A 23,944-nucleotide genomic window follows, 5' to 3' on the forward strand; every position below is an offset into this window, starting at 1 on the left:
ATAGTTGCTACTCAATTAAACTTTTTGACTGAGTAAATAAATTTGAGGATGTTTATGGGAACAGTTACAATGAGACTATCTTATTTTCATTTTTTCACTTTTGCTGTTCTTGAATTATGAGCCATATTCACTGCATCAATCCTCAATGTAATGCTACTAATTCGGTGGATGAAAGTATCTGTCAGGAATGCAATACTCCTACTACTCGGCGTTATCTATGGGTGATGGATGGGGAGGCTCAATGTTTCGAGATTCAGACTCTCATTGACGATCGCTTTTATGTGATTAATGATAAGGTTGTTTTAGATACTAAACCTCAGAAAATTCCTACTTTTGGAGATGATATTCCCTCAGAAATAATTCCCTATCAACGTTTATTTACCCAAAAATTGCACCTACCTCAAGTATATAGTGCGATCGCAAATACTTGGTTATTAGAACATCAAAGCACCCCCATAAATGATTCTGGTGAGTTAGTTTATCCTCACATTTTTCCCACCCTCCACAGTAGTTGGGCAGAGGCTTCCTCCCTCAGACAATTAAATTGGTTATGGCAAATAGGACAACTTTGGTTTTATTTGAAAAAGCAAAAAGTCTTATCTAGTTTCTTGGCAGAAGATAATTTGAGGGTAGATGGTGGCATTGTCAAAATAATGGAATTAAGCCCCGACAATGACAACAAACCCAGCTTACAAGACTTAGGCAATTTATTAGAACCCTTCGTAAAAGATAGCCAAGAAATAATCCAAGAAGTTTTAACAAATATTGTCCTCAGCTTACAGCAAAAACTCATTACCAGTACAGGAGAACTAATTAAAATATTAGATCAAGCCCTGTTTATACTAGGGGAAGAATACTATCAAAGAAAATATCATATTCTGACCACCACAGATCCAGGCAAGAAAAGAGGTAATAATGAAGACGCTTGTTATCCCCCTGCCCTAGAATTAAAAGAAAACGTTTCAGGAATAAATACTTTGACAATTATTTGTGATGGACTAGGGGGGCAAAAAGGCGGGGAAATAGCCTCTAATTTAGCTATAAAGACCCTAGAACAAGAATTAACTCAAATTTATCAAAAACAACTAAAAGATACCCTCTATAGCCAAAATTGGACGCCTTTGATTGATAAAGAAAAGATCCTCTCTGCCTTATCCGAAGCCAATGACCAAATTACAGAGATTAATAATGCACAAGGAAGTAAAGATCGAGATAGAATGGGTACTACGGTAGTTTTAACCCTAGCCTTAGATCATGAAATATACTTTGGTCATGTGGGAGATTCACGGATTTACCTCATCACTTCTCAGGGCTGTCATCAATTAACAGTGGATGATGATTTAGCATCGAGGGAGGTGCGTTTGGGTTATAGTTTTTATCGAGAAATGACCAGTAATCCCCAAGCGGGGGCTTTGATTCAGGCTTTGGGTACAGATTACGCTAAAAATATTCGTCCTCACATTAAACGAATTATTCCTGATGAGGATTGCGTTTTGTTATTATGTTCTGATGGTTTGTCAGATTTTGAAAGGGTTGAACAATATTGGCGTCAGGAGGTTTTACCGATTTTAGGGGAAAAAGTTTCTCTTTCTGAAAGTATTGCCCATTTACTGGATATTGCTTTAACTAAAAATGGCCATGATAATGTCACCATTGGTTTAGTCCATTGTCAGATATTGCGCATGGATGCTCAAAAACAAAGAGGATTATCTTGGGCTACGTTGAGAGAAGTTTTGCCTGATTTACCCCAGCCTGATTTATCGGCGGTGACTTTGGCGAAGAAGGATGATTTTTTTGAGCGTTATAAGTATTGGATTGCTTTTTTCTTGGTGCTTGTGGGCATTATTTTGGGGGTGTTTTATCAGTCAAAGTCTTCGGAGAGTCCTTCTAACCCTTCTTCTGTAAATTCGCTGTATCATGGTTAGTGAGCTTAATTTACTCCGTGGGAAGTTAAAAACTATTTGGGGTTATGATGATTTTCGTTACCCTCAATCACAGGTAATGGAGTCTCTTTTGGCAAAAAAAGATTGTCTGGTGGTGATGCCTACGGGGGGCGGTAAGTCTATTTGTTTCCAATTACCTGCTTTACTTCAGGATGGTTTAACTTTGGTGGTTTCTCCTCTCATTGCGTTGATGGAAAATCAGGTTAGGGAGTTGAAGGGTAAGGGTTTGGCTGCAGATTTTTTGCACGGTGAAATGGCTAGGGGCGATCGCACTGGGGTAATATATAGGTTGGAACAGCAGCAATTAAAGTTATTATACCTTTCCCCTGAAACCCTCCTTAGCCCCCCTATATGGCAAATTATTAGTCGCCCCGATTTGGTTATCAATAGCCTGATTATCGATGAAGCCCATTGTTTGGTGCAATGGGGCAAAACTTTTCGCCCTAGCTATACCCGTTTAGGCACCATTCGCCCTAGTTTACTTTCAGTAAAGCATAATCATCCCCTAATGGCGATCGCTTGTTTCACCGCCACCGCTGACTTACCTACCCAAAAAATTATCACTGACACCCTAGGTTTAATCAATCCCCAGAAATTTATCCTTAGCCCCTATCGTCAAAATCTACAACTGAAAGTAAAACAAATTTGGACACCAAAGGCAAGGAAACAAGAATTAATTAAATTTTTAGATAGTAAAAAAAACCACAGTGGTTTAGTTTATATTAGAACTAGAAAAGAAGCCGAAAATATTTCCCATTATCTTCATCAAAAAGGTTACAATAATTATTCCTACCATGGTGGTTTACCTAGCAACCTAAGAAGAAAAATAGAACAAGATTGGTTAGAAGAAAAAGTAAAATTTGTGGTTTGTACCAATGCTTTTGGGATGGGTATTAACAAAGCAAATTTACGATGGATAATCCATTATCAAGTACCTCTATTATTGTCCGATTATCTTCAAGAAATAGGAAGGGGAGGACGAGATGGAAAACCTAGCCAAGCCCTAAGTATTATCAGCGAATTTACGGGATTATTTGATCCCACTGACAAAAAAACACGGGCTTTTTTCCTTGCCCAAACTTTAAAATATTACCAAGAAACAGAAGTATTAATAACAAAACTATCTAATAAATCTCACCATTCAATGACTGACAACAATCAATTATATTTGGGCATATTAACCACAGCAAAACAATTAAAATGGTTAAATCCTTTTGAGTATAAACTATGTTTAAACGAGCCTGAAAAGGTAATAAAAAAGATGATTCATCATGAAAAACAGTTAATGATGCAAATGAAGGATTATTTAACTACTAAGCATTGTCGCTGGGCTTTTTTATTGGGAGTTTTTAATAATAATTTAAATCCCTCTTTTCGTTGTGGTGTCTGTGACAATTGCACCAAAAGGTAATTAAGAATTAAGAATAATGAGGTTGTACTATTTTTAAGTTTGTCTTATTAATAGTGGCTTTACTTGACAAGCATTTTGACTTTATCATCAAACCTTATTTAATACTTCTTTCAATTCATCTAAATGAAGAGGCTTAGTGAGATAGTCATTCATTCCTGCTTGAAGACAAATATTTTTGTCCCCTTCCATGGCATTAGCTGTCATAGCTATAATATGAGGCTGATGGGTGCTATTTTGCCTAATCCAACGAGTTGCCTCTAAACCATTCATTTCTGGCATTTGTATATCCATAAAGATAATATCATAATTTACTTTTTTAATTGCTTCAATTACCTCTAAACCATTAGCAACTATATCACATTTATAGCCTATTTTTTTTAAGCTCAACATGGCGACTTTTTGATTAACTTTATTATCTTCAGCCAACAAAATTTTGTATTTTTTTGATTGATTTAAAACTTGGTTACCTAAGTTATTATTTATAATATCTTTTGGGTTACTAGACATAGGTAAAACAACGGTAAAGAAAAAAGTTGAGCCGACATTTTCTTGACTTTCAAACCACATTTCCCCGTCCATCATTTCTGCTAGTCTTTTACTGATAACTAATCCTAGCCCTGTACCACCATAATGGCGACTAATGGAATTATCTACCTGAGAAAAGGGTTTAAATAATTTATTTTGTCTATTTTTAGGAACACCAATACCTGTATCTTTTATGGTAAATTTGAGGATACATTTTGTTTCATGAACTGTGTGACTGGTAATGTTAATTGTTACAGTACCTTGTTTGGTAAATTTAATGGCATTGCTAATTAAATTTAATAGAATTTGTCGAAGTCTAGTAACATCTCCTCTAAAATATTCGCTTTTTAAAGGTTCTTTTTTATATATTAATTTTATATTTTTAGCATGGGCTTGAAATTTCATTAAATCGATGATGCTGTTAACTGATTCTAGTAGATTAAATGGCTCATTTTCTAACTCTAATTTTCCTGATTCTATTTTGGAAAAATCTAAAATATCATTGATGATAATTAATAAACTTTCTCCGCTATGACGAATAGTTTTAATAAAGTCTTCTTGTTGAGGATTTAAAGGAGTATCAGCTAATAAATTTGTCATGCCAATGACTCCATTCATGGGAGTGCGAATTTCATGACTCATCATGGCTAAAAATTCACTTTTGGCACGGTTAGCCGAATCCGCCTCCTTTCTTGCCTGTGACAACTCATGATTTTTAAATGCTAGTTGATTTAGTCGTCTTTTTTCTTGTTTTAAAAGGTTAGATTGTGCGATCGCAATTCCCAACTGAGCCGCCACGGATTCAATCAAATCAAGCTCTTCAGCCGTCCACTCATGGAAAGAATCACAGTGATGAAGGATAATAACACCATTAATTTTGCCCTGATAAAAAGTACCAATGGTTAAAATTGACTTGAGAAGAATACTGCGACAATAACCGATTATCGGTTGAAAAGAATCATCCTGATAAACATTATTAGAGGCGATCGCCCCTTCTTGGTATAAAATTTTATTAAGATGGACATTCCCTTGAATTGGCACAGGAAAAGACATAATAGAAGGATAATCCCCCGCAGAATATTCCGCCCGTAAAGGCATAGAAAAGAAAGGCTGAAACAAACAATCATGAATCAAACAACGATTCACCTCAAAAGCCATACCAATCTCCTGCGCTGCCGTCGCAAAAATATCATCAGGATTAAGAGTGCGCCTAATCTTATCCGTAATATTGCCCAACAACAAACTCTTATTCAATTCATCCTTCAATTGTTTTTCAGCCCTTTCCCTTTCCGTAATATCCGAAATAATCGCCACAAATACCCTATCATTAGCCTCATCCACTAATTGTAAATGTACCTCCACAGGATACAAACTACCATCTCGACGACGATGAATCGTCTTAAACACCACAATATTTTGCTCACCCGTCAACAAAGGATTAACAACTTCCAAAAAACTATCCTTAGTATATTCAGGCTTAACATCTATCGGAGTCATACCTTGTAATTCATCCAAACTATAACCAATATTATTTAAAGCCCCCTGATTCACATACTCAAACAAAAAAGTATCCGCACGAAAAACATAAATTTCATTCAAACTCACCTCCAAATAATGGGCTAACTTCCTTCTTTCCGCCTCCAAAGCCCTCTTTTGAGTTACATCCCGTAAGATAACCGTAGAAATAGTATCCTCCTGAGTCACCAAACGAGAAATAGAAGCCTCCAAAGGAAACTCCTCACCCCCTTTTCTCTTCCCCATGACAAAATCCTTATCATCATTATCACCACTCATACGACAACAAGAATTTACTTGCCTTGCCCCATCAAAATTTTCCACATGGTGACGATGAGAAGCCACAAACCTATCAGGCAACAAAATATCTAGAGGCTTACCCAAAACCTCCTCAAGAGTATAACCAAAAATCTGACTTGCCCCTTGATTAAACATAATAATTTTTTGCTCATGATTAATAGAGATAATGCCATCTTGGGCAACATTCAAAATACCCGCCAAAGTTGACTTCGTTTTTTCCAACTCCATTTGTATCTCATTAGATTTAATCAACTCCTCATGGTACTCTTGATTAAGATTCGTTAACTCCAAAGTACGCATAGCCACCTTTTTTTCCAACTCCACACTATTTTGTTTCACCTGATTTAACAAACTTGCCTGTTGAATGCCAATAGACAACTGAATTGCCAACTTATCTAAAAACTCAATTTCCTCTGACTTCCAATGGCGAATTTCCTCACAACTATGGGCAATCAACAACCCCCACAAACACTGATTTACCTCCAAACCAATTACCAAATTACCCCGAATACCAAAACTCGCCAACAAATCCACATGACATTCAGTTAAATCACTATCATAAATATCCTCAATGGCAACCGTAGGAAAAACATTTTTGGAATTTAACCACAACTCCTCAAAACAAGCATCACGGATTATTCTTCCCTTCAAAGAATACTTTGAATCAATAATCGACTCAATCAAAAAAGGATTTTCCCAATTTTCAGATACCCTGAGAATAACCACCCTTTCCACCGACAATAAGTTTCTTACCTCATCCACCGCCCTTTGTAAAATTTCCTTCAAATCCAAAGATGAGCGAATTCGCAACGATATATCTAGTAATAACTTCTCTCTTTTCTCCGCTTCTTTCAAACTTTCCTGTTGTTGTCTAACAACCTGTTTTAATAACTCAGTATTTTTATTTTCTAACAATTCAACTTGTTTTTCCAATACAGTTATAACATCTTGTAATTCACGAGGATCAATTCCCTCCAATACGCTACTCTGAGTAATAATCCCTCGAAGATAGCCCTCATTATCTACCACTACCAGACGGCGAAAACCTTTTTTTTCCATCAACTTATGGGCATCCCAAAGAGAAGAATTTCCATTAATCACCTTCAAAGGTTTTGTCATAACCTGCTGCGCCTCCAACTCCTCCATATTCAAACGAAGGGCTTGATACCTAACAATGTCTTTTTCTGTAATAATCCCACAGGGTTTAACCTGATTATTTTCTCCTTCCTCAACTACCACTACGCAACTAATGGAATTATTTGCCATTAACTGCACCAACTCCGTCAATTTTTGCCATGGAAAAGCATAAATGATATTACGCCTCATTACTTCTTCTACATGACGATGCTTCAAAAGATCAAGGGGTTGTAAAGTTGCCCTAATGGTTTCTGGGGTGACAATACCCACTACCCTTGATTGTTTATCGACTAAAGGTAAATGTCTAATTTTGTGGGTTTTTAAAATATCTACTAACTCTAAAACACTTCCTACTTTTTCCTCCTCAAAAGTAATTACATTCCTTGTCATTACTTGTGCTGCCACCATCTCTTCTAGGGAATAATTTTGAGCCGAAAGTTTAACAATATCTCTCTCTGTAATTAATCCTACTAAACGCTCATTATTGACAACTAAAGCACAACTAAAATGCCTATTTCCACGGGCATATTTAGAAGTAGTATCTTCCTTTAAATTATCTGGTTTTACTTGACTTAATTGTTCAACAACATCTAATAAACTGGCATCTAGTTTTACCGTTACATAGTTATTACTTAAGACTTTGTGCTTCATGAGTTGAGGACTTTTATCCGTGGACATTCGTTATTGATTGATAAGGAAAAATGAATGATTAAGAAGAAACTTTATGGGTTAATTTTTTTTGATAGTTAGTAACTATAATAGTTTTAGACTGACATTAGATTATAGTAAGTAAATAAATATTTAAATTAATTATTATGACTACAGGAATTTGGATTTTAGGAGATCAATTAAATAAAAATAATTTTGCTTTATTAAGTTGTTTAGATATTAAAAAAGATACTCCGATTATTTTAGTAGAATCCTTCAATTTAGGCTCTTTAAATACCTATCATTGCCAAAAATTAGTGTTAATTTGGTCTGCAATGCGTCATTTTGCCGAAGAGTTGAAAAAAAACGGTTGGCCAGTAACCTACGCCATTAGTGATAACTTTCAGCAATCTCTCATTGATTGGATAACAACCCATCAAATTACAGAATTAAGATTAATGAATCCCAGTGACGATCGCACTATACCTTTTAATAACACTATTGTTTCATCTAATAACCATGATAGATCTTTTTTTAGCTTCCTCAAAGAAATAGATATAAATTGTCATATCAAACTTTTTCCCAATAGTAACTTTTTATGGCAAAAAGAAGAATTTAACCAGTGGGCAAAAGGAAGAAAAAAATTAATCTTAGAAGACTTTTATCGAGAAAGCCGCAAAAAATTTAATATTTTATTAACCGAAGAAAATAAACCCATCGGCGGAAAATGGAACCTAGATAAAGAAAATCGTCAACCACCAAAAAAAAATCTGCAAACTCCCCCTAGTTTATTTTTTGATCCAGATAAAATAACTTTAGATGTTATCACAAAAGTACAAGAAATTAAGGATAAAACTTACGGAAAACTTGATAACTTTACTTGGGCAGTAACAAGAGAAGATGCTCTCAAAGTATTAGAACATTTTATAAATCATAGATTAAATTTGTTTGGAACATATCAAGATGCCATGGTTACAGGAGAAGAATTTATGTGGCATAGTTTAATTTCTCCCTATGTAAATATTGGCTTATTACAACCATTAGAAGTAATTAAAGCAGTAGAAAATGCCTATCATAAAGGAGATTATCCCCTTAATTCTGTAGAAGGATTTATCAGACAAATACTTGGATGGCGAGAATATATGTATGGACTATATCACCATGTAGATGATGATTATTTTACTAGCAATTGGTTTAATCATCAAAATCCTGTCCCCGATTTTTTTTGGGATAGTCAAAAAGCTGATATGAATTGTTTACATCAAGTCTTAAAACAGACAGAAAACACTGGTTATGCCCACCATATTCAACGATTAATGATTTTGAGTAATTATGGTTTGGTGGCAGGAATTTCCCCCCAAGAGTTAAAAAACTGGTTTCATAGTGCCTTCATTGATGCCTATGATTGGGTAATGCAAACCAATGTTTTGGGTATGGGACAATTTGCTGATGGGGGTACTTTAGCATCAAAACCCTATGCTTCTTCGGCTAATTACATCAATAAAATGAGTGATTATTGCAAGGGATGTCGTTATAAACCCAAGGAAAAATTAACAGAAGATGCTTGTCCTTTTAATTATTTATATTGGGATTTTTTGGCTAGGCATGAAGAAAAATTACGAACCCAAGGCAGGATGAATTTAGTGTTAAAACATTTGGAAAAAATGTCAGCAAAAGACTTAGAAAAAATTAGATTTTTAGCAAAAAAAAGAATGGTAAATAATTGATAGTTAAGGTCGGCTAGGGTTAAGCAGATTAAGGTACAAGCCAGTCGAAATGAACAGAAGGATTTTCTAGTACATGACAATAAGCAATTAATTCACAAAGAAGATTAGTACAAAAATTAACTGGTGAATGATGACGAGAGTGTTCTATTAAATTAGATATAGAACAATATAGTAATTTAAATTTGTTGTTAGTTTTAGCTTACTATTTGTTCTTTTTCTTATCCTGAAATTAGGTTAAATAACTCTATTTAACCTGATTTACATAGTGAAGGGCGGTGGGATAAGCAAATTTAATTCCAGCCTCTGCAAATGCGAATTTAATAGCAAGATTGACCTCGTGTTGAGCTTGACGATATATCTTTAATTCATTATTGCTATGGACAAAGTAAATAACTTCATAATCTAAGCTAAAATCTCCAAACTCAGAGAAATAAGCAATATCAAAAGTAATATTTTCTAAAGGAGTTAGGGCTTGTTCAATGATGGTAGGAATTTTAGGTAAAAGACTATTATCAGTTTCATAAATTATGCCCAATTTTATTTTCGCCTGGCGACTTTGCATTCTTTTATAGTTTCTAAGACGAGAGTTAGTCAAGTCGGTATTTGCCAAAACTAACTCCTCCCCCGTTAGGGCTTTTATCCTTGTGGTTTTGATACCAATATGTTGTACATATCCTGTAAATTCATCTACTGAAACAAGATCCGATATTTCAAAAGGACGGTCAAATAAAATAGCGAAATAACTGAACAAATCTTGTAATATTCCTTGGGATGCAAGAGCGATCGCAACACCACCAATCCCAAGTCCTGCAACAATTGCACCAATATCAAATCCAAGATTACTAACTATAAATATTCCCGCTAAAGTCCAGATAACTACTCGAATAGCAGGAAAAAGAGCATCAATATTTTTCTCAACAATAGAATTAGAATAATGATATTTTTTGCTATAAAATTTAATAACAACTCTGGATAAATCAACTAAAAATCGTGACGTACAAAAAGTAATAGCAATACTTAAAAAAGTTCTAGCAAGTCCCAAGATTGTCTCATTTATTTGTATTTCCTTAAAAGTTAGATAACAAATAATAAAATAACCGATGGGTATGATATGTTTATTAACAATTTCAATAATTTGATCATCAAGATCAGTTTCCGTTTTGCGAGTAAATTTTCTAAGTTGTCTAAGTAATAAGTTTTTACCAACTTTAAGAATAAAATAACTAATTCCTAAAATAACAATAACAATTGCAATGTCAGTTAGTAAACTTCGTAAATTAGGAGAAATGTTAAATAACTCATTTAAAGTAAAATCCATGAAATAATTAATAAATTAAAAATAAGTGAAATAATTAATAGTTATACTGGTAATTTATAAGTAGAGTGATTATTTCTAGTCAATTTTAACCCCGTAACTATGGGAAAAGATGATATAACCATTCTTTAACAATTTTCTTTGTAATTTTATAGGTAAAAATTGTTCACAAAAATATTAGTTGTTAAGTTCCCTCTTACCATTAGTATTGCAAATAATACGATAACATGGGGAAAGTAAAAAAAAGATTGATTAAATTTAATGTATGTTTTCTCGGTTATTTAAGGTAGTCAATATCACTCTGGTTTTGCTGATAAGTGTAACTTTTTTGGGAGGCTGTGCAAGGAATGACATGGCAGAGGCTAGAATGCCAGAATCTCAGATAACTCAGGCGATATTAAGTGATCCTAAAACATTTAACGCCGTTTTATCTCAAGAGTCTCCTAATATTTTTGGTTTAACCTACGATGGATTGGTGGAAGAAAATCCTATGACGGGGGAAATTCAACCTGCCCTAGCGGAGTCTTGGACATTTTCGGATGATCAATTAAATATTACTTTTACTTTCAAAGAGAATTTAAAATGGTCTGATGGAGAGCCTTTAACCGTAGATGATGTGGTATTCAGCTATAATCAACTATACCTTAATGAGGAAATTCCTAGTAATGCAAGGGATAGTTTGAGAGTGGGAGAAAGTCGTGCTTTGCCCACGGTGACAAGGGTAAATAATAGACAAGTTAGATTTACAATTAATGAACCTTTTGCACCTTTTTTAGAAAGTACCGGTTTAGCTATTTTACCTAAACATATTTTAGAAGAAAAAGTAATAGAAAAAGACAGAGATGGAAACCCTTTATTTCTTTCTTTTTGGGGTGTGGATACTCCGCCTGATCAATTAATAGTAAATGGTCGTTATAAATTAAAAAGTTATTCTACTTCTCAGCGAGTTATTTTTACTAAAAATCCCTATTATTGGCAAACAGATGAGCAGGGCAATTCCCTCCCTTATATTGAAGATGTGGTGTGGGAAATTGTGGAATCAACGGACACTTCTTTGTTACAATTTCGCTCTGGCAGTTTAGATTCCATTGGGGTTTCTCCTGAATATTTTTCCCTGCTTAAACGGGAGGAAGAAAGGGGGGATTTTACTATCTACAATGGTGGGGCCGCCTATGGTACTACTTTTATGGCTTTTAATCTCAATCAAGGTATGAGGGATGGTAATCCGTTGGTAACGTCTTATAAATCCAAGTGGTTTAATAATGTGGAGTTTAGAAGGGCGATCGCCCATAGCATTGATCGTGATAGAATGATCAATAATATATACAGAGGATTAGGAGAAAAACAAAACTCCCCTATTTCCGTACAATCACCATTTTATGACCCTACCGTCGAAGGCTATGAATACAACACCAAATTAGCCAAAGAAATTTTAACAAAAGAAGGATTTAAATACGACGACAACGGCAACCTTTTCGATGCCGAAAACCACCCCGTCAGATTTACCCTTCTTACCAACGCAGGAAACCGCATCAGAGAATCCCTAGGCTCTCAAATCAAACAAGACTTAGAAAAAATTGGTATCACCGTTGACTTTACCCCCATCGCCTTTAACGTATTAGTCGATAAACTCAGTAACTCCCTCGATTGGGAAGCCCATATCATTGGCTTTACTGGGGGAAACGAACCAAATGGGGGCATCAACCTTTGGAATCCCGACGGAAACTTACACTTGTTTAACCAAAAACCCCAAGCAGGGAGAGAAGACATTGAAGGACGAGTAGTTGCCGATTGGGAAGAAGAAATCGGCAATTTATATGTGCAAGGGGCGAGGGAATTAGATTTTGACCGTAGAAAAGAAATTTATGACCAAACCCAACAACTAGCCATGGAATATTTACCCCTCATCTATTTAGTCAATCCCTATTCCCTATCCGCCGTCAGAAATCGTATAGAAGGAGTAGAATATTCTCCCCTTGGTGGTGCTTTTTGGAATATTGAAAAATTAACCATTGCCGATGAGTAGAAATAGATATACCAGTTATTCTTCTTTTACTAATTAACCTTTGATTGATGTATCGCCAAGCTGTACAGAGTAAAAAATAAGCTATTTCTTATATTTTTATTCAATTATTGTATGAAGTTCAATTTATTAAAAATTAGTAGTTGTCAATGTAATAAATTGTGCTTCATCATATGAAGAAATGCAACAAATTAAGAATAAATATCACAAAAACATGAAAAAAAAACCATCATCCAAGATAATCAGAATTAGTTAATTTATCAAAAACTAAGAGTAAAATAAGCCACTCTTTTTGATAAAAAATATAGGAGCTTTGCCTTATGAATATCATGAAAGTTTTTTCCCAGTCACACTCCAAAAATACAGAGCATCAACAAGCATCTGTGGTGAAAGCGACCAGTGGAAAAGAAAACAACAATAACTCCCAAGAACATTCCCGCTCTACATTTTTATCCCGTATTGCTGATAACCTGAAAGACAACATTCTTGATTTACGCTAAAACTTGGGGAAAAAATTAAAAGGGTGAACCAAAGCTCACCCCCAATACCCCAAAATTAAGGAACAATCATTGAACCAATACCATCGTCAGTAAAGATTTCCAACAATAAAGCATGGGGAATTCTACCATCAATGATATGAGCAGCTTTCACCCCTTGAGCAAGAGAGCGCACACAACAATTCACCTTGGGAATCATTCCCCCAGATACCACCCCTTCATCAATTAAATCTCTGGCATCCTGAATTGATAACTTATAAAGTAAAGTAGAAGGGTCATGATAATCCCTCAAAACTCCAGGAGTATCCGTTAACAAAATTAATTTTTCAGCCCCCAAAGCCGCTGCAATTTCCCCCGCTACAGTATCAGCATTAATATTATGGGCTTGTCCATCAATATCCGCCGCCACACTAGAAATAACAGGCACATAGCCACTTTTTACCAAGGAATCAACTAACGAACTATCAACATTGGTAACTTCCCCCACAAAACCTACTTTTTCACGATTGACAGAACGTGCTTGAATTAAATTACCATCTTTTCCACATATACCAACTGCCTTGCCTCCAGCATTATTGATGAGGGTAACTAACTCCTTGTTTACCCTACCCACCAACACCATTTCCACTACATCCATGGTTTGTGCATCGGTAACTCTCAAACCATCCTTAAATTGAGGTTCGATGCCCAATTTTGTTAACCAAATATTAATTTCTGGGCCTCCTCCATGGACTACCACAGGATTTAAACCCACTGAAGCAAGGAAAACAATATCTCTGATAACTCCTTCTTTTAGAGAACCATCTTTCATAGCAGCACCACCATATTTTACAACAATAGTACGTCCTGCAAATTTTTGGATGTAGGGTAGTGCTTCGCTTAAAACTCTAACTCTGGTTGCTTCTGACTCTTTGTAATATTCGCTTTCCCTGTTCTCTACCATTTTGATGTTTGATTATATTTTGACATGATGAGTATTTACTTTAATAACAAGATACTATCAAAATTGTTCATACAAAACAATTGAGTCGGGTTTCCCCAAAAGGTTGTCTTAAAAATGGACAATTAACTATTTATTTTGTTTCTGATTCAAAGTAAGTAAGTAGGCATAATTAAATCGATTTAAGCAAGGGGTTTAAACCCCTTGTTCATAAGAGTCTTAATAAAATAAGGGCTATAATTAATTTCGCCAACCTACTTAAGTTTTTATGACCCTAAAAAATACCTAAAATTTTTCACGCTATATTTCACGTTTAAATAAGGTTGTTTTGTTAATATATTTAAATATGATAACAAGCATTTATAGTTATAAAAAAAATGAGAGTTGTTAATAATTATGATTTAGATAATGATGTAAAAATGCCTTTTTTGAAAGAATTTTTATCTCCAAAATGGGTTAAAGAACATCTTTTTAAACATTTACCTAATATAATTTTCAATTATCAGTTAGAAGAAATAAAAGTTATTCGTTATAAACCTGAAAAACGTTGCTTAATTGAGTTCACCTTTGATGGCAAAAATTCTTTAGCTTTAATAGGAAAAATACGAGCAAAGGGTACTGATTTTAAAAGTTATAACTTGCAGAAACAGCTATGGAAAAATGGTTTTAATGATGATTGTTTAGATAAAATTTCTGTACCTGAGCCGATAGCAATTATCCCGCAGTGGCAAATGTGGTTACAGAAAAAGGTATCGGGAGAAGTTTTAAGAGATTTATTTACCCCGAATATTGATTTAAATATAGTAAAAAAAATTGCTCATGTTGCCCATAAGCTACATTGTGCAAATATTCCCACTTTTCGTTCCCATGTTATTGCAGATGAATTGGCGATTCTTCATCAAAAATTACCTTTAATTTTAAGAGATTTTCCTGAGTGGGAATGTCGAGTTGCACATATTTTAAATACCTGTGATAAACTCGGTCAACATATTCAAGAGGATGATAGTTTGTGTGGTATCCACCGAGATTTTTATTTTGATCAAATTATTGTCAATAAAGATCATTTTTATTTATTAGATTTAGATTTATATTGTCTAGGTAATCCTGCTCTTGATATAGGTAATTTTATGGGACATATTACAGAATATAGCTTGAGAAAATATGGTGATTTTAGCGTTTTAAAAGGTCAAGAAAAAACTGTAGAAAATGAGTTTATTAAATTGGTAGGAGAGAACAAAAGACAAGCTGTTACAATTTATACCATTTTGACGCTCGTAAGACATATATATCTTAGTACCCAGTTTGTTGATCGTCATTGTACTACTCCTTTTTTGTTGGATTATTGTGAGACTCAATTAACTATGTTTGAGAAAAAATATTCAATTTGCTCATAAATATATAGTTTTCATAAAGTATCCGTAATAACAACTAATTTGTGGGGAACAAAGTTAAATACTTTTAGCGTCTTAAACAAATGTTAACCATATTTCGTTACATCATTATCTATGAATAGTAATATTAGTGTCACATCTTTGAGTGATCGGGCAATTTGTAACAAAGAGAAATCCATGGGTAAGAGATGGCGGATAGTGCTTTATTCTCACGATACGATGGGCTTGGGGCATAAGAGACGTAATCTGCTGATTGCTCAAAACTTAGGTATCTCTCTAAAAAATGTTGATATATTACTGATTACGGGTACGAATAAAAGTAATGAGGTTGAAACAGTTGAGGGAATTGATTGTGTGACTCTCCCTGCTTTATATAAAAATAGTGAGGGGGGTTACGAGGCTAGGCGTTGGCAGATGTCTATTGGTGAAATAGTTAAAATGCGATCGCACATTATTTTAGCGACTATTCAAAGTTTTAAACCAGACATATTAATAGTTGACAATGTGCCGAAGGGTGCCATGGGAGAATTAAAACCAACGTTAAAATATCTGAAAAAAGAAACCAAAACTTTCCGCATTCTTGGCTTAAGAGATATATTAGATGACCCAAAAACTGTTGAGGAAGAATGGAAAAAAGCGAAGAATGAAAAAATAATTCGTAACTATTATAATGAAGTTTGGATTTACGGAGATCCTAATATTTATGATGCAGTCAAAGAGTATAAATTTTCAGCAGATATTCTTGAAAAATTCCGTTATACAGGGTATTTAGACCAACGCACAAGATTAGAGTTTACATCAAATAAATCAACTTTTAATCTCAATAATAAATCCTTGGCTTTGTGCATGGTGGGAGGAGGACAAGACGGGGCTGATTTAGCTCTCACTTTTGCTGAAACAACTTTACCAAAAGATGTTCAAGGAATAATTATCACGGGCCCATTTATGCCCTTGGAGGTTCAAAAAGAATTATTCGATTTTGCAAAAACTAGGTCTAATTTATGGGTATGGAAATATGTAAAAGAGCCTACTTTACTCTTGAAAGAGGCAAAATGGGTAATTTCTATGGGGGGTTACAATAGCACCAGTGAGATTTTGTCTTTTGAAAAAAGAGCATTAATCATACCAAGAGTAAATCCCCGGCAAGAACAATTAATTCGCATTCAAAGATTAGAACAATTAGGATTAGTGGATATGTTACATCCTGATAATTTAACTCCAGAATCATTGACTAAATGGTTGAAAACGGAAAAAAAATTCCCCCAAGTGCATAAAAATATTGACTTTCAAGGATTGAAAAAGATTCCTCTATATTTAAGTAATATTTGTGATCAAATAGAAAATAAAAACTTTTCTAATAAAAAAGTATTAGTTAATATTTAATTATTTTTTATAACATATATTTTTATTATATATATTCATAACAAATATCTATATAATTATTTTTTATTTTTTTATTTAATTACCAGTACAGTTAAAAAAAGATGAATCAATCCACATCTATAAAAAATCCGATGAAAGTGGGATATGTCCTCAAGCGTTATCCTCGCTATTCTGAAACCTTTGTAGTTTCTGAAATTCTTGCCCATGAGGCGGCGGCATTAGAAATACAAATTTTTGCCCTTCATCCTCCCCTAGATGGACATTTTCAAGATATTATTGCTAAGGTGCGATCGCCCGTTACTTATTTATTTTCCCATGATCTCAGGGGAAGTACCTTATGGGATGTATTTGACAAAGCAAGTTATGTTATTCCCAATTTTTGGCAGAAACTAGAATTTGCCCAAGGAGAAGACGTACACAGACTACATAAAGCCATTCAACTAGCCTGTATTGCCCGAGAACAAAACTTCACCCACTTACACGCCCACTTTGCCACCTCCGCCACCGTTGTCGCTAGACTAGCCAGTCATTTTGCCGAAATTCCCTATACCTTTACCACCCACGCCAAAGATATTTTTCATGAAAGCGTAGTGCCAACGGAATATGCGAGTAAACTAACCGATGCGGCGGCTGCCGTCACCATCAGCAAATATAATCTCGATTATCTTCAGCAAACTTACGGTGCAGCAGCCCAAAAAGTGCAACTTATTTATAACGGCTTGGACTTACAAAGATATGAGTTTGCTTCCCCCCAACATCGTCCTGCGAAAATTGTAGCAGTGGGGCGATTGGTAGAAAAAAAGGGGTTTGGAGTGTTAATTGATGCCTGTCAAATTTTGAGAGAGCGTGGTGTTATCTTCACCTGTGAAATCGCAGGGGCAGGAGAGGAAGAACTTAATTTGCGTCAACAGATTGAAAAGTTAGGATTACAAGAGCAGGTAAAGTTACTGGGGATTCGTCCCCAAGGGGAAGTAACCAAATTGATGCAGTCGGCATCGGTGATGGCCGCCCCCTGTGTGGTGGGAGGAGACAGTAACAAAGATGGTTTACCCACGGTTTTATTAGAAGCCATGGCATTGGGTACCCCCTGCATTTCTACCAATTTAACAGGCATTCCAGAGGTGTTACGGCACCGAGAAACGGGATTAATGGTGGAGCAAAATGATCCCATTGCTTTGGCAGAGGCGATCGCCCAATTGCTAGAAAATGCCGATTTGCGAGTAGAACTAGCAACCCAAGCCAGGCAACTCATGGAACAAAAATTTGATATTCATCGTAATGCGGCTAAATTGCGCACAGTCTTTAGTAACGCTACATCGAAGAAATAAATAAAAGTTTAGGAGAAAATAAATGCGAATTGCTTATATTTGTAATGATCCGGGGATTCCCGTATTTGGTTGCAAAGGATGTTCCATCCATGTCCAAGAAGTTATCCGTAGCCTTATGCAACAGGGGCATCAAGTAGAATTGTTTGCGGTGCGTTGGGGGGGCGAACCTCCTACGGATTTGGCATCTGTACCACAACATAAACTCCCCAAAGCCCCCAAGGGAAATGACCTTGCTTGGCGAGAACAAGTTTTGTTAGCCCATAACCGAGATTTGTTAAAAACTTTGGAAAAAGCTGGTAATTTTGATCTTGTTTATGAGCGTTATGCCTTATGGAGTTTTTCCGCCATGGAATATGCTCAGGCTCAAGGCATTCCGGGGATACTGGAAGTAAATGCACCATTAATTGAAGAACAAGTAACCCATAGAGGTTTAATTGATCGGCACAAAGCAGAAGTAGTGACTCAGTTGGTGTTCAAGAAAGCAACGGTGTTAATCGCTGTTTCCAAGAGTGTGGCGAATTATCTTGGAAGTTATCCCCAAACTCAGGACAAAGTCCATATAGTGCCTAATGGTGTCAACCCTGATCGTTTTCCTCTTCATTTAAACCCAACTTTACCTAGTAAAAAATTTACCGTTGGCTTTGTGGGTAGTATGAAACCTTGGCACGGTTTACCCATACTGGTGGACGCCTTTACTCAATTACACCATCGTTATCCTGAGACTCGTTTGTTAATTGTCGGAGATGGGCCGGTGCGATCGCCCTTAGAAGCGCATTTTACGGATCATGGCATGGAAGATGCTGTAGAGTTCACAGGCAAAATCCCCCCATCCCAAGTGCCTGGATACCTTGCGTCCATGGATGTGACAGTTGCCCCCTATCCTGCAGAGCAAAATTTTTATTTTTCCCCCCTCAAAGTGTATGAATATATGGCAGCGGGGTTGCCCATTGTGGCTAGTGGTATTGGGCAAATTGAAGCTGTGATCGAAGATGGTATTAACGGTTTATTGTATGAGCCTGGTAATAGTGAGCAGTTAATCCATTGCTTAGATTCTTTGAGACAACAACCTGAATTGCGCTATCAATTGGGCAAAAATGCGAGGATGACTATAGTGCGATCGCACACATGGACACAAGCGGTGCAAAAAATTTTAAGCCTCACCCCAACCAACAAGCAAAAGGAGGTAACAGTTTAATGGGTCGTCCACAAAAGTTAACAGAAGCCATACCCAGTTTATGGCGAATTTTACAGCGCTTTTCTCCTTATATACGCAAACAACAACCATTAATCCTAATTTCCATGACAGCATTGTTTTGTGAAATTGGACTGCGATTAATAGAGCCTTTACCGTTAAAATTTGTCTTTGATGAGATTTTTGCAGAACAAACCAACGGAACATTAAATAACTTTCCCTATGTTGAAACCTTAGATACTCGCATCCTTATTATAGGTTCGGCGATCGCCCTATTTCTCATTACGGCTTTAAGAGGTTTAGCAGCCTATTGGAATACGGTGGGGTTTGCCTTGGTGGGTAATCGTGTATTAACGGAAGTTCGTAGTGTCCTTTATTGTCATCTACAAACCCTGTCCCTATCCTTTCATAACAGTTCCCGTGGTGGAGATTTAACTTTACGGGTAATCAGTGATGTGGGTTTACTCCAAGAAATAACCGTTACCGCCCTACTACCTTTGTTGGCAAACTGTTTTATTTTAATCGGCATGGTGGGCATAATGTTCTGGCTTAATATTCAATTAGCCCTGCTTACCTTCGCAATGATTCCCCTATTTTGGTTTGTAACCATTCGTCTGAGTAGTCGAATCCGCAAAGTTTCTAAACAACAACGTCGCCGAGAAGGGGCAATGGCATCCACCACCGCTGAATCCATGAATGCTATCAAAATCGTTCAAGCCCTATCATTGGAAGATCAATTTGCTTCTGTGTTTACAGGGCAGAATAAAAAAAATCTGAAGGATGGGGTAAAAGCCAAACGCCTAGCGGCAAATTTGGAACGGACAGTAGATGTCTTAATTGGTCTTGGTACGTCTTTGGTATTATGGCGTGGGGCAGAATTGGTGTTGAATAATGCCTTGACTCCGGGGGATTTATTAATTTTTCTTTCTTATCTTAAAAATGCCTTTAAACCTGTACGCGATTTCGCTAAATATACAGGACGACTGGCAAAAGCATCGGCGGCAGGCGATCGCATCATAGATTTACTTGATCAAACTCCTGAAGTATATGATCTTCCTGATGCCATGATAGCTCATCCTTTTGAGGGAATAGTGCAATTTAAGGATGTGGGTTTTGCTTACGATTCGGGACACCCTGCGTTACAAAATATTGATTTTACGGTGAAATCAGGGCAAAAAGTGGCTATTGTCGGGCATTCTGGCAGTGGTAAATCTACCCTAGCTAACCTTATGTTACGGCTTTATGATCCCACCAAAGGGAGTATTATCATTGATAGTCAAGATATTCGTAGTTACACCCTCCAATCCCTTCGGGCGCAAATTAGTGTGGTGTTACAAGATAGCGTTTTATTTGCCTCCAATGTATGGGATAACATCGCCTATGGTTGTCCAGGGAGTACCACAGAAGAAATCATAAAAGCTGCTCAATTAGCCAATGCCCATGATTTTATTCTTAACTTACCCCAAGGCTACGACACCGTACTAGGTGAGCGAGGAGTAACCCTTTCTGGGGGACAAAGACAACGCATTGCGATCGCCAGGGCCGCCATTCGTCAAGCACCGATTTTGATATTAGATGAACCCACCACAGGATTGGATAAAGGAAATGAACAAGAAGTCTTAGACGCCCTGCACAAACTAGCTCAAGGATGCACAACCTTCTTGATTGTCCACGATTTAGAATTGGCTGTCCGTGCAGATTTGGTTCTGTACATGGAAAAAGGACAGTTATCAGAAAGGGGAACCCATGACCAGTTAATGAAACTCAATGGTCGCTATGCAACCCTCTACGGTTTACAAGCAAAGGAAAGTCACCAACTTCAAGGAGGTACTTATTGATGCTATTACCTGCTGATGATTATTTAATTCGCCGTGATGTGGATCTAGTGGGATTAGGTTTACTGTTAGATACCGATGCCTTGGCAACCACCCTGGTGGCTCAATTTCCCCATTTGGATTTGAGTCAAGTAAAAAAAACTTACATTCGTTATAAACCTGCTACCAGTTGTATTGTCAGTTATGAATTGACCATTGCTCAAAAAACTGTATTGGGCTATGCCAAAGCGGTTACTAGCCAAGATAAGCTGGAAAAATATGCTCAACGCCCCGGAGTCATCCAAGATTGTGGCATCGGGCGCACTGTTTTCAAACCAGAAAAGGTTATTTTTTCTCTTTTGCCTAATGATAGTTACCTGAAACGACTACCGAAATTATTCGATGTGCGATCTCGTGAGCAAACATTACAACAACTTTTACTCGACCATGATGATTTATCCTCACTCACCTTAAAAACCCTGCGATATAAGCCTGAACGTCGCTACGTTGCCCAACTTTCAACACAAACAAAACCCAAAGCTATCGTCAAAGCCTACAGCCATAGGGAGTATCCCCAAGCCAAAATCAACGCCCATGCTTTTAAGTCCATGGCACCATTACAAATTTTGTCAAAATTAGGACATTCTAATGGCGATCGCCTTTTAGCTTTTCCTTGGATTACTGGGTTAACTTTAGCTGATTTGATTACCATGACCCCTGATAATACCGAAAAATTTATCTTAACGGGAACGGCGCTAGGGTTACTACATCAACAAGATCCCAAGAATCTAAAACCATTATCTCGTAGTGATGAAGCCAAAAATTTACTGCTCCTTGCGTCTGATTTAACTTGGCTTTGTCCTCAGTGGAAACATCGCATTCAAAATATAGCTGTGGAACTTTCTACCGCTCTATTAAATGCACCTATCACCTATCGTCCCATTCACGGTGACTTTAATGGGGAACAGGTTTTATTTAGTAATAGTAATGACATCACTTTTATGGACTTCGATTGTGCTGTGCGTGGTGATCCAGCCATGGATTTAGGTTCATTCATTGCTAAGTTAATCCGAGATGAGTTACGGGGAATCTTATCCGCCAAACAATGTGAAAAACTGGCCATGGCTCTTATTGCTGGATACAGTACTACAGCCCCTGAGACAATTTTAGACGAACATATTCAACTTTATACCGCCGCAGGATTATTTCGATTAGTGGCTGAGCCATTTCGTCATTGTGAATTTAACTGGTTAGAAAAGATTGACATCATACTATGTCGCATTGAGCAAATTACAACTATCTTTAAGCCATCATGATTAGTAGAAAAATAAGTTTAGGGATCTGGGTAATGGTAGCTTTATATTGGTTTCCTGGGATCGCCCATAGCCAAACCATCCCATGGGCAGAGTATTCCCAAAATCAAATCAGTCCATCGGTGGCTCAATTATCTGACATTCACCATGATGATTGGGCTTTTCAGGCATTACAATCCTTAGCCAACAAATATGAATGTATCATAGGATACCCCGATGGCAGTTATAAGGGCGATCGCCCTTTAAGTCGTTATGAATTTGCTGCGGCTTTATCTCCCTGTATCGTTAGGCTTAATGAACATTTCACAAGGGATAACATGAACTCGGATGACTGGGCTACACTGCAACGACTTCAACAAGATTTTGCCACCGAATTGGCAACTATTAACCATCAAGTGGATGATTTAGAAGCCCGAACAGCTACCCTCACAGCCCAGCGGTTTTCCCCCACCACAAAATTTGAAGGAGAAGTGATTTTTGCTCTGGCGGGAGTAGGTGGTAAGAGTAGAGTAGATGACCGTGATAAATCCATTGATAACAACATTGTTTTAGGGGAACGGGTTCGACTGGAATTGAATACCAGCTTTAACGGCTCTGATCGCTTAAGGATGCGTTTACAATCTCGTGATATTCCCGAGTTTGAAGATGCCACGGGAACTCAAATGGCAAACCTCGGATTTGATGGCACCACGGAAGGAAATATCGAACTTGATCGCCTAGACTACGAAACTCACATTGGTGAACGAGCCTCCGTTATCCTCAGCCTTGTGGGAGGAGGTTTAGGGGATTATGCCTCTACGGTTAATCCTTTATTTAGTGGTAGTGGAGATGGTGCTATTTCCCTATTTGCCCGTGAGAATCCCATTCGCCGACAGGGTAGTGTTCCGGGTATTGGACTCACCTATGAACTCACTGACGACATTTTGTTAGAACTGGGATATATCGCCAGAGGGGCAACAGATCCCGAGGTGGGCATTACCCAAGGTCCCTACGCTGCCATCGCTCAAGCAACCATTGAGCCTACGGATTTTGCTCAACTGAGTTTTACCTACGTGCGATCGTTTAATGGTATGGATACAGGCACTAGCAGTGCCTTAGCCAGTGATCCCTTTGAGGATGATTCTGATGCCATCATTGCCAACTCCTTTGGTGCAGAAGCCTCGGTAAATGTTAGCCCTAACTTTACCATCGGCGGACGAGTGGGATATATTCAGGCGATCGCCAAAGATTTGAAAGACGATCCCCAAGCTGATCTATTCACTTGGGCTGTGCTACTGGGCTGGAAGGATTTAGCAGGGGAGGGTAATTTACTGGGAGTCGTTGCTGGTCAACCCTTACGGGTAACGCAGAATCAATATGGCGATCGTGAATCCGATGCCACATTACACCTAGAAACTTTTTATCGTTGGCAGATTAACGATAACATTGCCATTACACCGGGGTTAGTTTTATTACTTCACCCAGAAAATGATGCGAGTAATGATCCTATCTACGTGGGAACTATTCGCACGACCTTAAGTTTTTAAAATCCCTCAATATTCA

At 37.0% G+C, this 23,944-nt stretch carries 15 protein-coding genes and 1 pseudogene; 12 read left to right on the forward strand and 4 right to left on the reverse strand.

What is annotated here, in order from left to right; translation table 11 throughout:
* Positions 1 to 116: 116 nt before the first annotated feature.
* The gene (locus AA637_RS10305) at positions 117 to 1,925 is read left to right on the forward strand and encodes a PP2C family protein-serine/threonine phosphatase (RefSeq protein ID WP_446682678.1); all 1,809 of its coding nucleotides are present in this window, start codon (positions 117 to 119) and stop codon (positions 1,923 to 1,925) included.
* Positions 1,918 to 3,354 (forward strand): RecQ family ATP-dependent DNA helicase, encoded by a 1,437-nt coding sequence (locus AA637_RS10310; RefSeq protein ID WP_446682679.1) that lies wholly within the window; start codon positions 1,918 to 1,920, stop codon positions 3,352 to 3,354. Before AA637_RS10305 ends, AA637_RS10310 begins: the two co-directional genes overlap by 8 nt.
* 87 nt (positions 3,355 to 3,441) lie before the next feature.
* On the opposite strand, the gene AA637_RS10315 is transcribed toward AA637_RS10310, so the two are convergent.
* Positions 3,442 to 7,509: a CBS domain-containing protein gene (locus AA637_RS10315; protein WP_446682680.1), complete on the reverse strand. Its 4,068-nt coding sequence runs from the start codon at positions 7,507 to 7,509 to the stop codon at positions 3,442 to 3,444.
* Positions 7,510 to 7,646: 137 nt separating this feature from the next.
* Between AA637_RS10315 and AA637_RS10320 the strand changes: the two genes are divergently transcribed.
* Positions 7,647 to 9,206 (forward strand): cryptochrome/photolyase family protein, encoded by a 1,560-nt coding sequence (locus AA637_RS10320; RefSeq protein WP_446682681.1) that lies wholly within the window; start codon positions 7,647 to 7,649, stop codon positions 9,204 to 9,206.
* Positions 9,207 to 9,234: 28 nt separating this feature from the next.
* Here the strand turns inward: AA637_RS10320 and AA637_RS10325 are convergent.
* Positions 9,235 to 9,354, reverse strand: a pseudogene (locus tag AA637_RS10325) (IS982 family transposase); the annotation flags it as partial.
* A gap of 96 nt (positions 9,355 to 9,450) precedes the next feature.
* Complete coding sequence (locus AA637_RS10330) at positions 9,451 to 10,524, reverse strand: mechanosensitive ion channel family protein (protein ID WP_446682682.1); 1,074 nt, start codon at positions 10,522 to 10,524, stop codon at positions 9,451 to 9,453.
* Positions 10,525 to 10,786: 262 nt separating this feature from the next.
* Between AA637_RS10330 and AA637_RS10335 the strand changes: the two genes are divergently transcribed.
* Both AA637_RS10335 and AA637_RS10340 read left to right on the forward strand, forming a co-directional pair.
* The gene (locus AA637_RS10335; RefSeq protein ID WP_446682683.1) at positions 10,787 to 12,547 is read left to right on the forward strand and encodes an ABC transporter substrate-binding protein; all 1,761 of its coding nucleotides are present in this window, start codon (positions 10,787 to 10,789) and stop codon (positions 12,545 to 12,547) included.
* 317 nt (positions 12,548 to 12,864) lie between these two features.
* Positions 12,865 to 13,044 carry a hypothetical protein gene (locus tag AA637_RS10340; RefSeq protein ID WP_446682684.1) on the forward strand — a complete coding sequence of 60 codons (180 nt, stop codon included), beginning with the start codon at positions 12,865 to 12,867 and terminating at the stop codon, positions 13,042 to 13,044.
* A gap of 55 nt (positions 13,045 to 13,099) precedes the next feature.
* Here the strand turns inward: AA637_RS10340 and argB are convergent, their stop codons facing one another.
* Positions 13,100 to 13,984, reverse strand: a complete 885-nt coding sequence (gene argB / locus AA637_RS10345) for an acetylglutamate kinase (protein ID WP_069791165.1) — start codon at positions 13,982 to 13,984, stop codon at positions 13,100 to 13,102.
* A 374-nt stretch (positions 13,985 to 14,358) separates the two neighbouring features.
* Between argB and AA637_RS10350 the strand changes: the two genes are divergently transcribed.
* The 7 genes from AA637_RS10350 to AA637_RS10380 all read left to right on the forward strand — a co-directional run bounded on the left by AA637_RS10350 (position 14,359) and on the right by AA637_RS10380 (position 23,928).
* A complete protein-coding gene (locus AA637_RS10350; protein WP_446682685.1) occupies positions 14,359 to 15,375 on the forward strand; it encodes a phosphotransferase in 1,017 nt (338 codons plus the stop codon).
* Positions 15,376 to 15,486: 111 nt separating this feature from the next.
* Positions 15,487 to 16,755 carry a glycosyltransferase family protein gene (locus AA637_RS10355; protein ID WP_446682686.1) on the forward strand — a complete coding sequence of 423 codons (1,269 nt, stop codon included), beginning with the start codon at positions 15,487 to 15,489 and terminating at the stop codon, positions 16,753 to 16,755.
* A gap of 131 nt (positions 16,756 to 16,886) precedes the next feature.
* Positions 16,887 to 18,083, forward strand: coding sequence for a glycosyltransferase (locus AA637_RS10360; RefSeq protein ID WP_446684571.1), 1,197 nt, complete (start codon positions 16,887 to 16,889; stop codon positions 18,081 to 18,083).
* Positions 18,084 to 18,105: 22 nt separating this feature from the next.
* Positions 18,106 to 19,278: a glycosyltransferase family 4 protein gene (locus AA637_RS10365; RefSeq protein ID WP_446682687.1), complete on the forward strand. Its 1,173-nt coding sequence runs from the start codon at positions 18,106 to 18,108 to the stop codon at positions 19,276 to 19,278.
* On the forward strand, positions 19,209 to 21,113 hold the full coding sequence (locus tag AA637_RS10370; RefSeq protein WP_446682688.1) for an ABC transporter ATP-binding protein: 1,905 nt from the start codon (positions 19,209 to 19,211) through the stop codon (positions 21,111 to 21,113). Before AA637_RS10365 ends, AA637_RS10370 begins: the two co-directional genes overlap by 70 nt.
* A complete protein-coding gene (locus AA637_RS10375; RefSeq protein ID WP_446682689.1) occupies positions 21,113 to 22,405 on the forward strand; it encodes a phosphotransferase family protein in 1,293 nt (430 codons plus the stop codon). Before AA637_RS10370 ends, AA637_RS10375 begins: the two co-directional genes overlap by 1 nt.
* A 32-nt stretch (positions 22,406 to 22,437) precedes the next feature.
* Positions 22,438 to 23,928 carry an iron uptake porin gene (locus AA637_RS10380; RefSeq protein WP_446682690.1) on the forward strand — a complete coding sequence of 497 codons (1,491 nt, stop codon included), beginning with the start codon at positions 22,438 to 22,440 and terminating at the stop codon, positions 23,926 to 23,928.
* The last annotated feature ends 16 nt before the right edge of the window (positions 23,929 to 23,944 follow it).

Origin of the sequence: Cyanobacterium sp. HL-69 (assembly GCA_002813895.1) — a bacterium.
Taxonomy (GTDB): domain Bacteria; phylum Cyanobacteriota; class Cyanobacteriia; order Cyanobacteriales; family Cyanobacteriaceae; genus Cyanobacterium.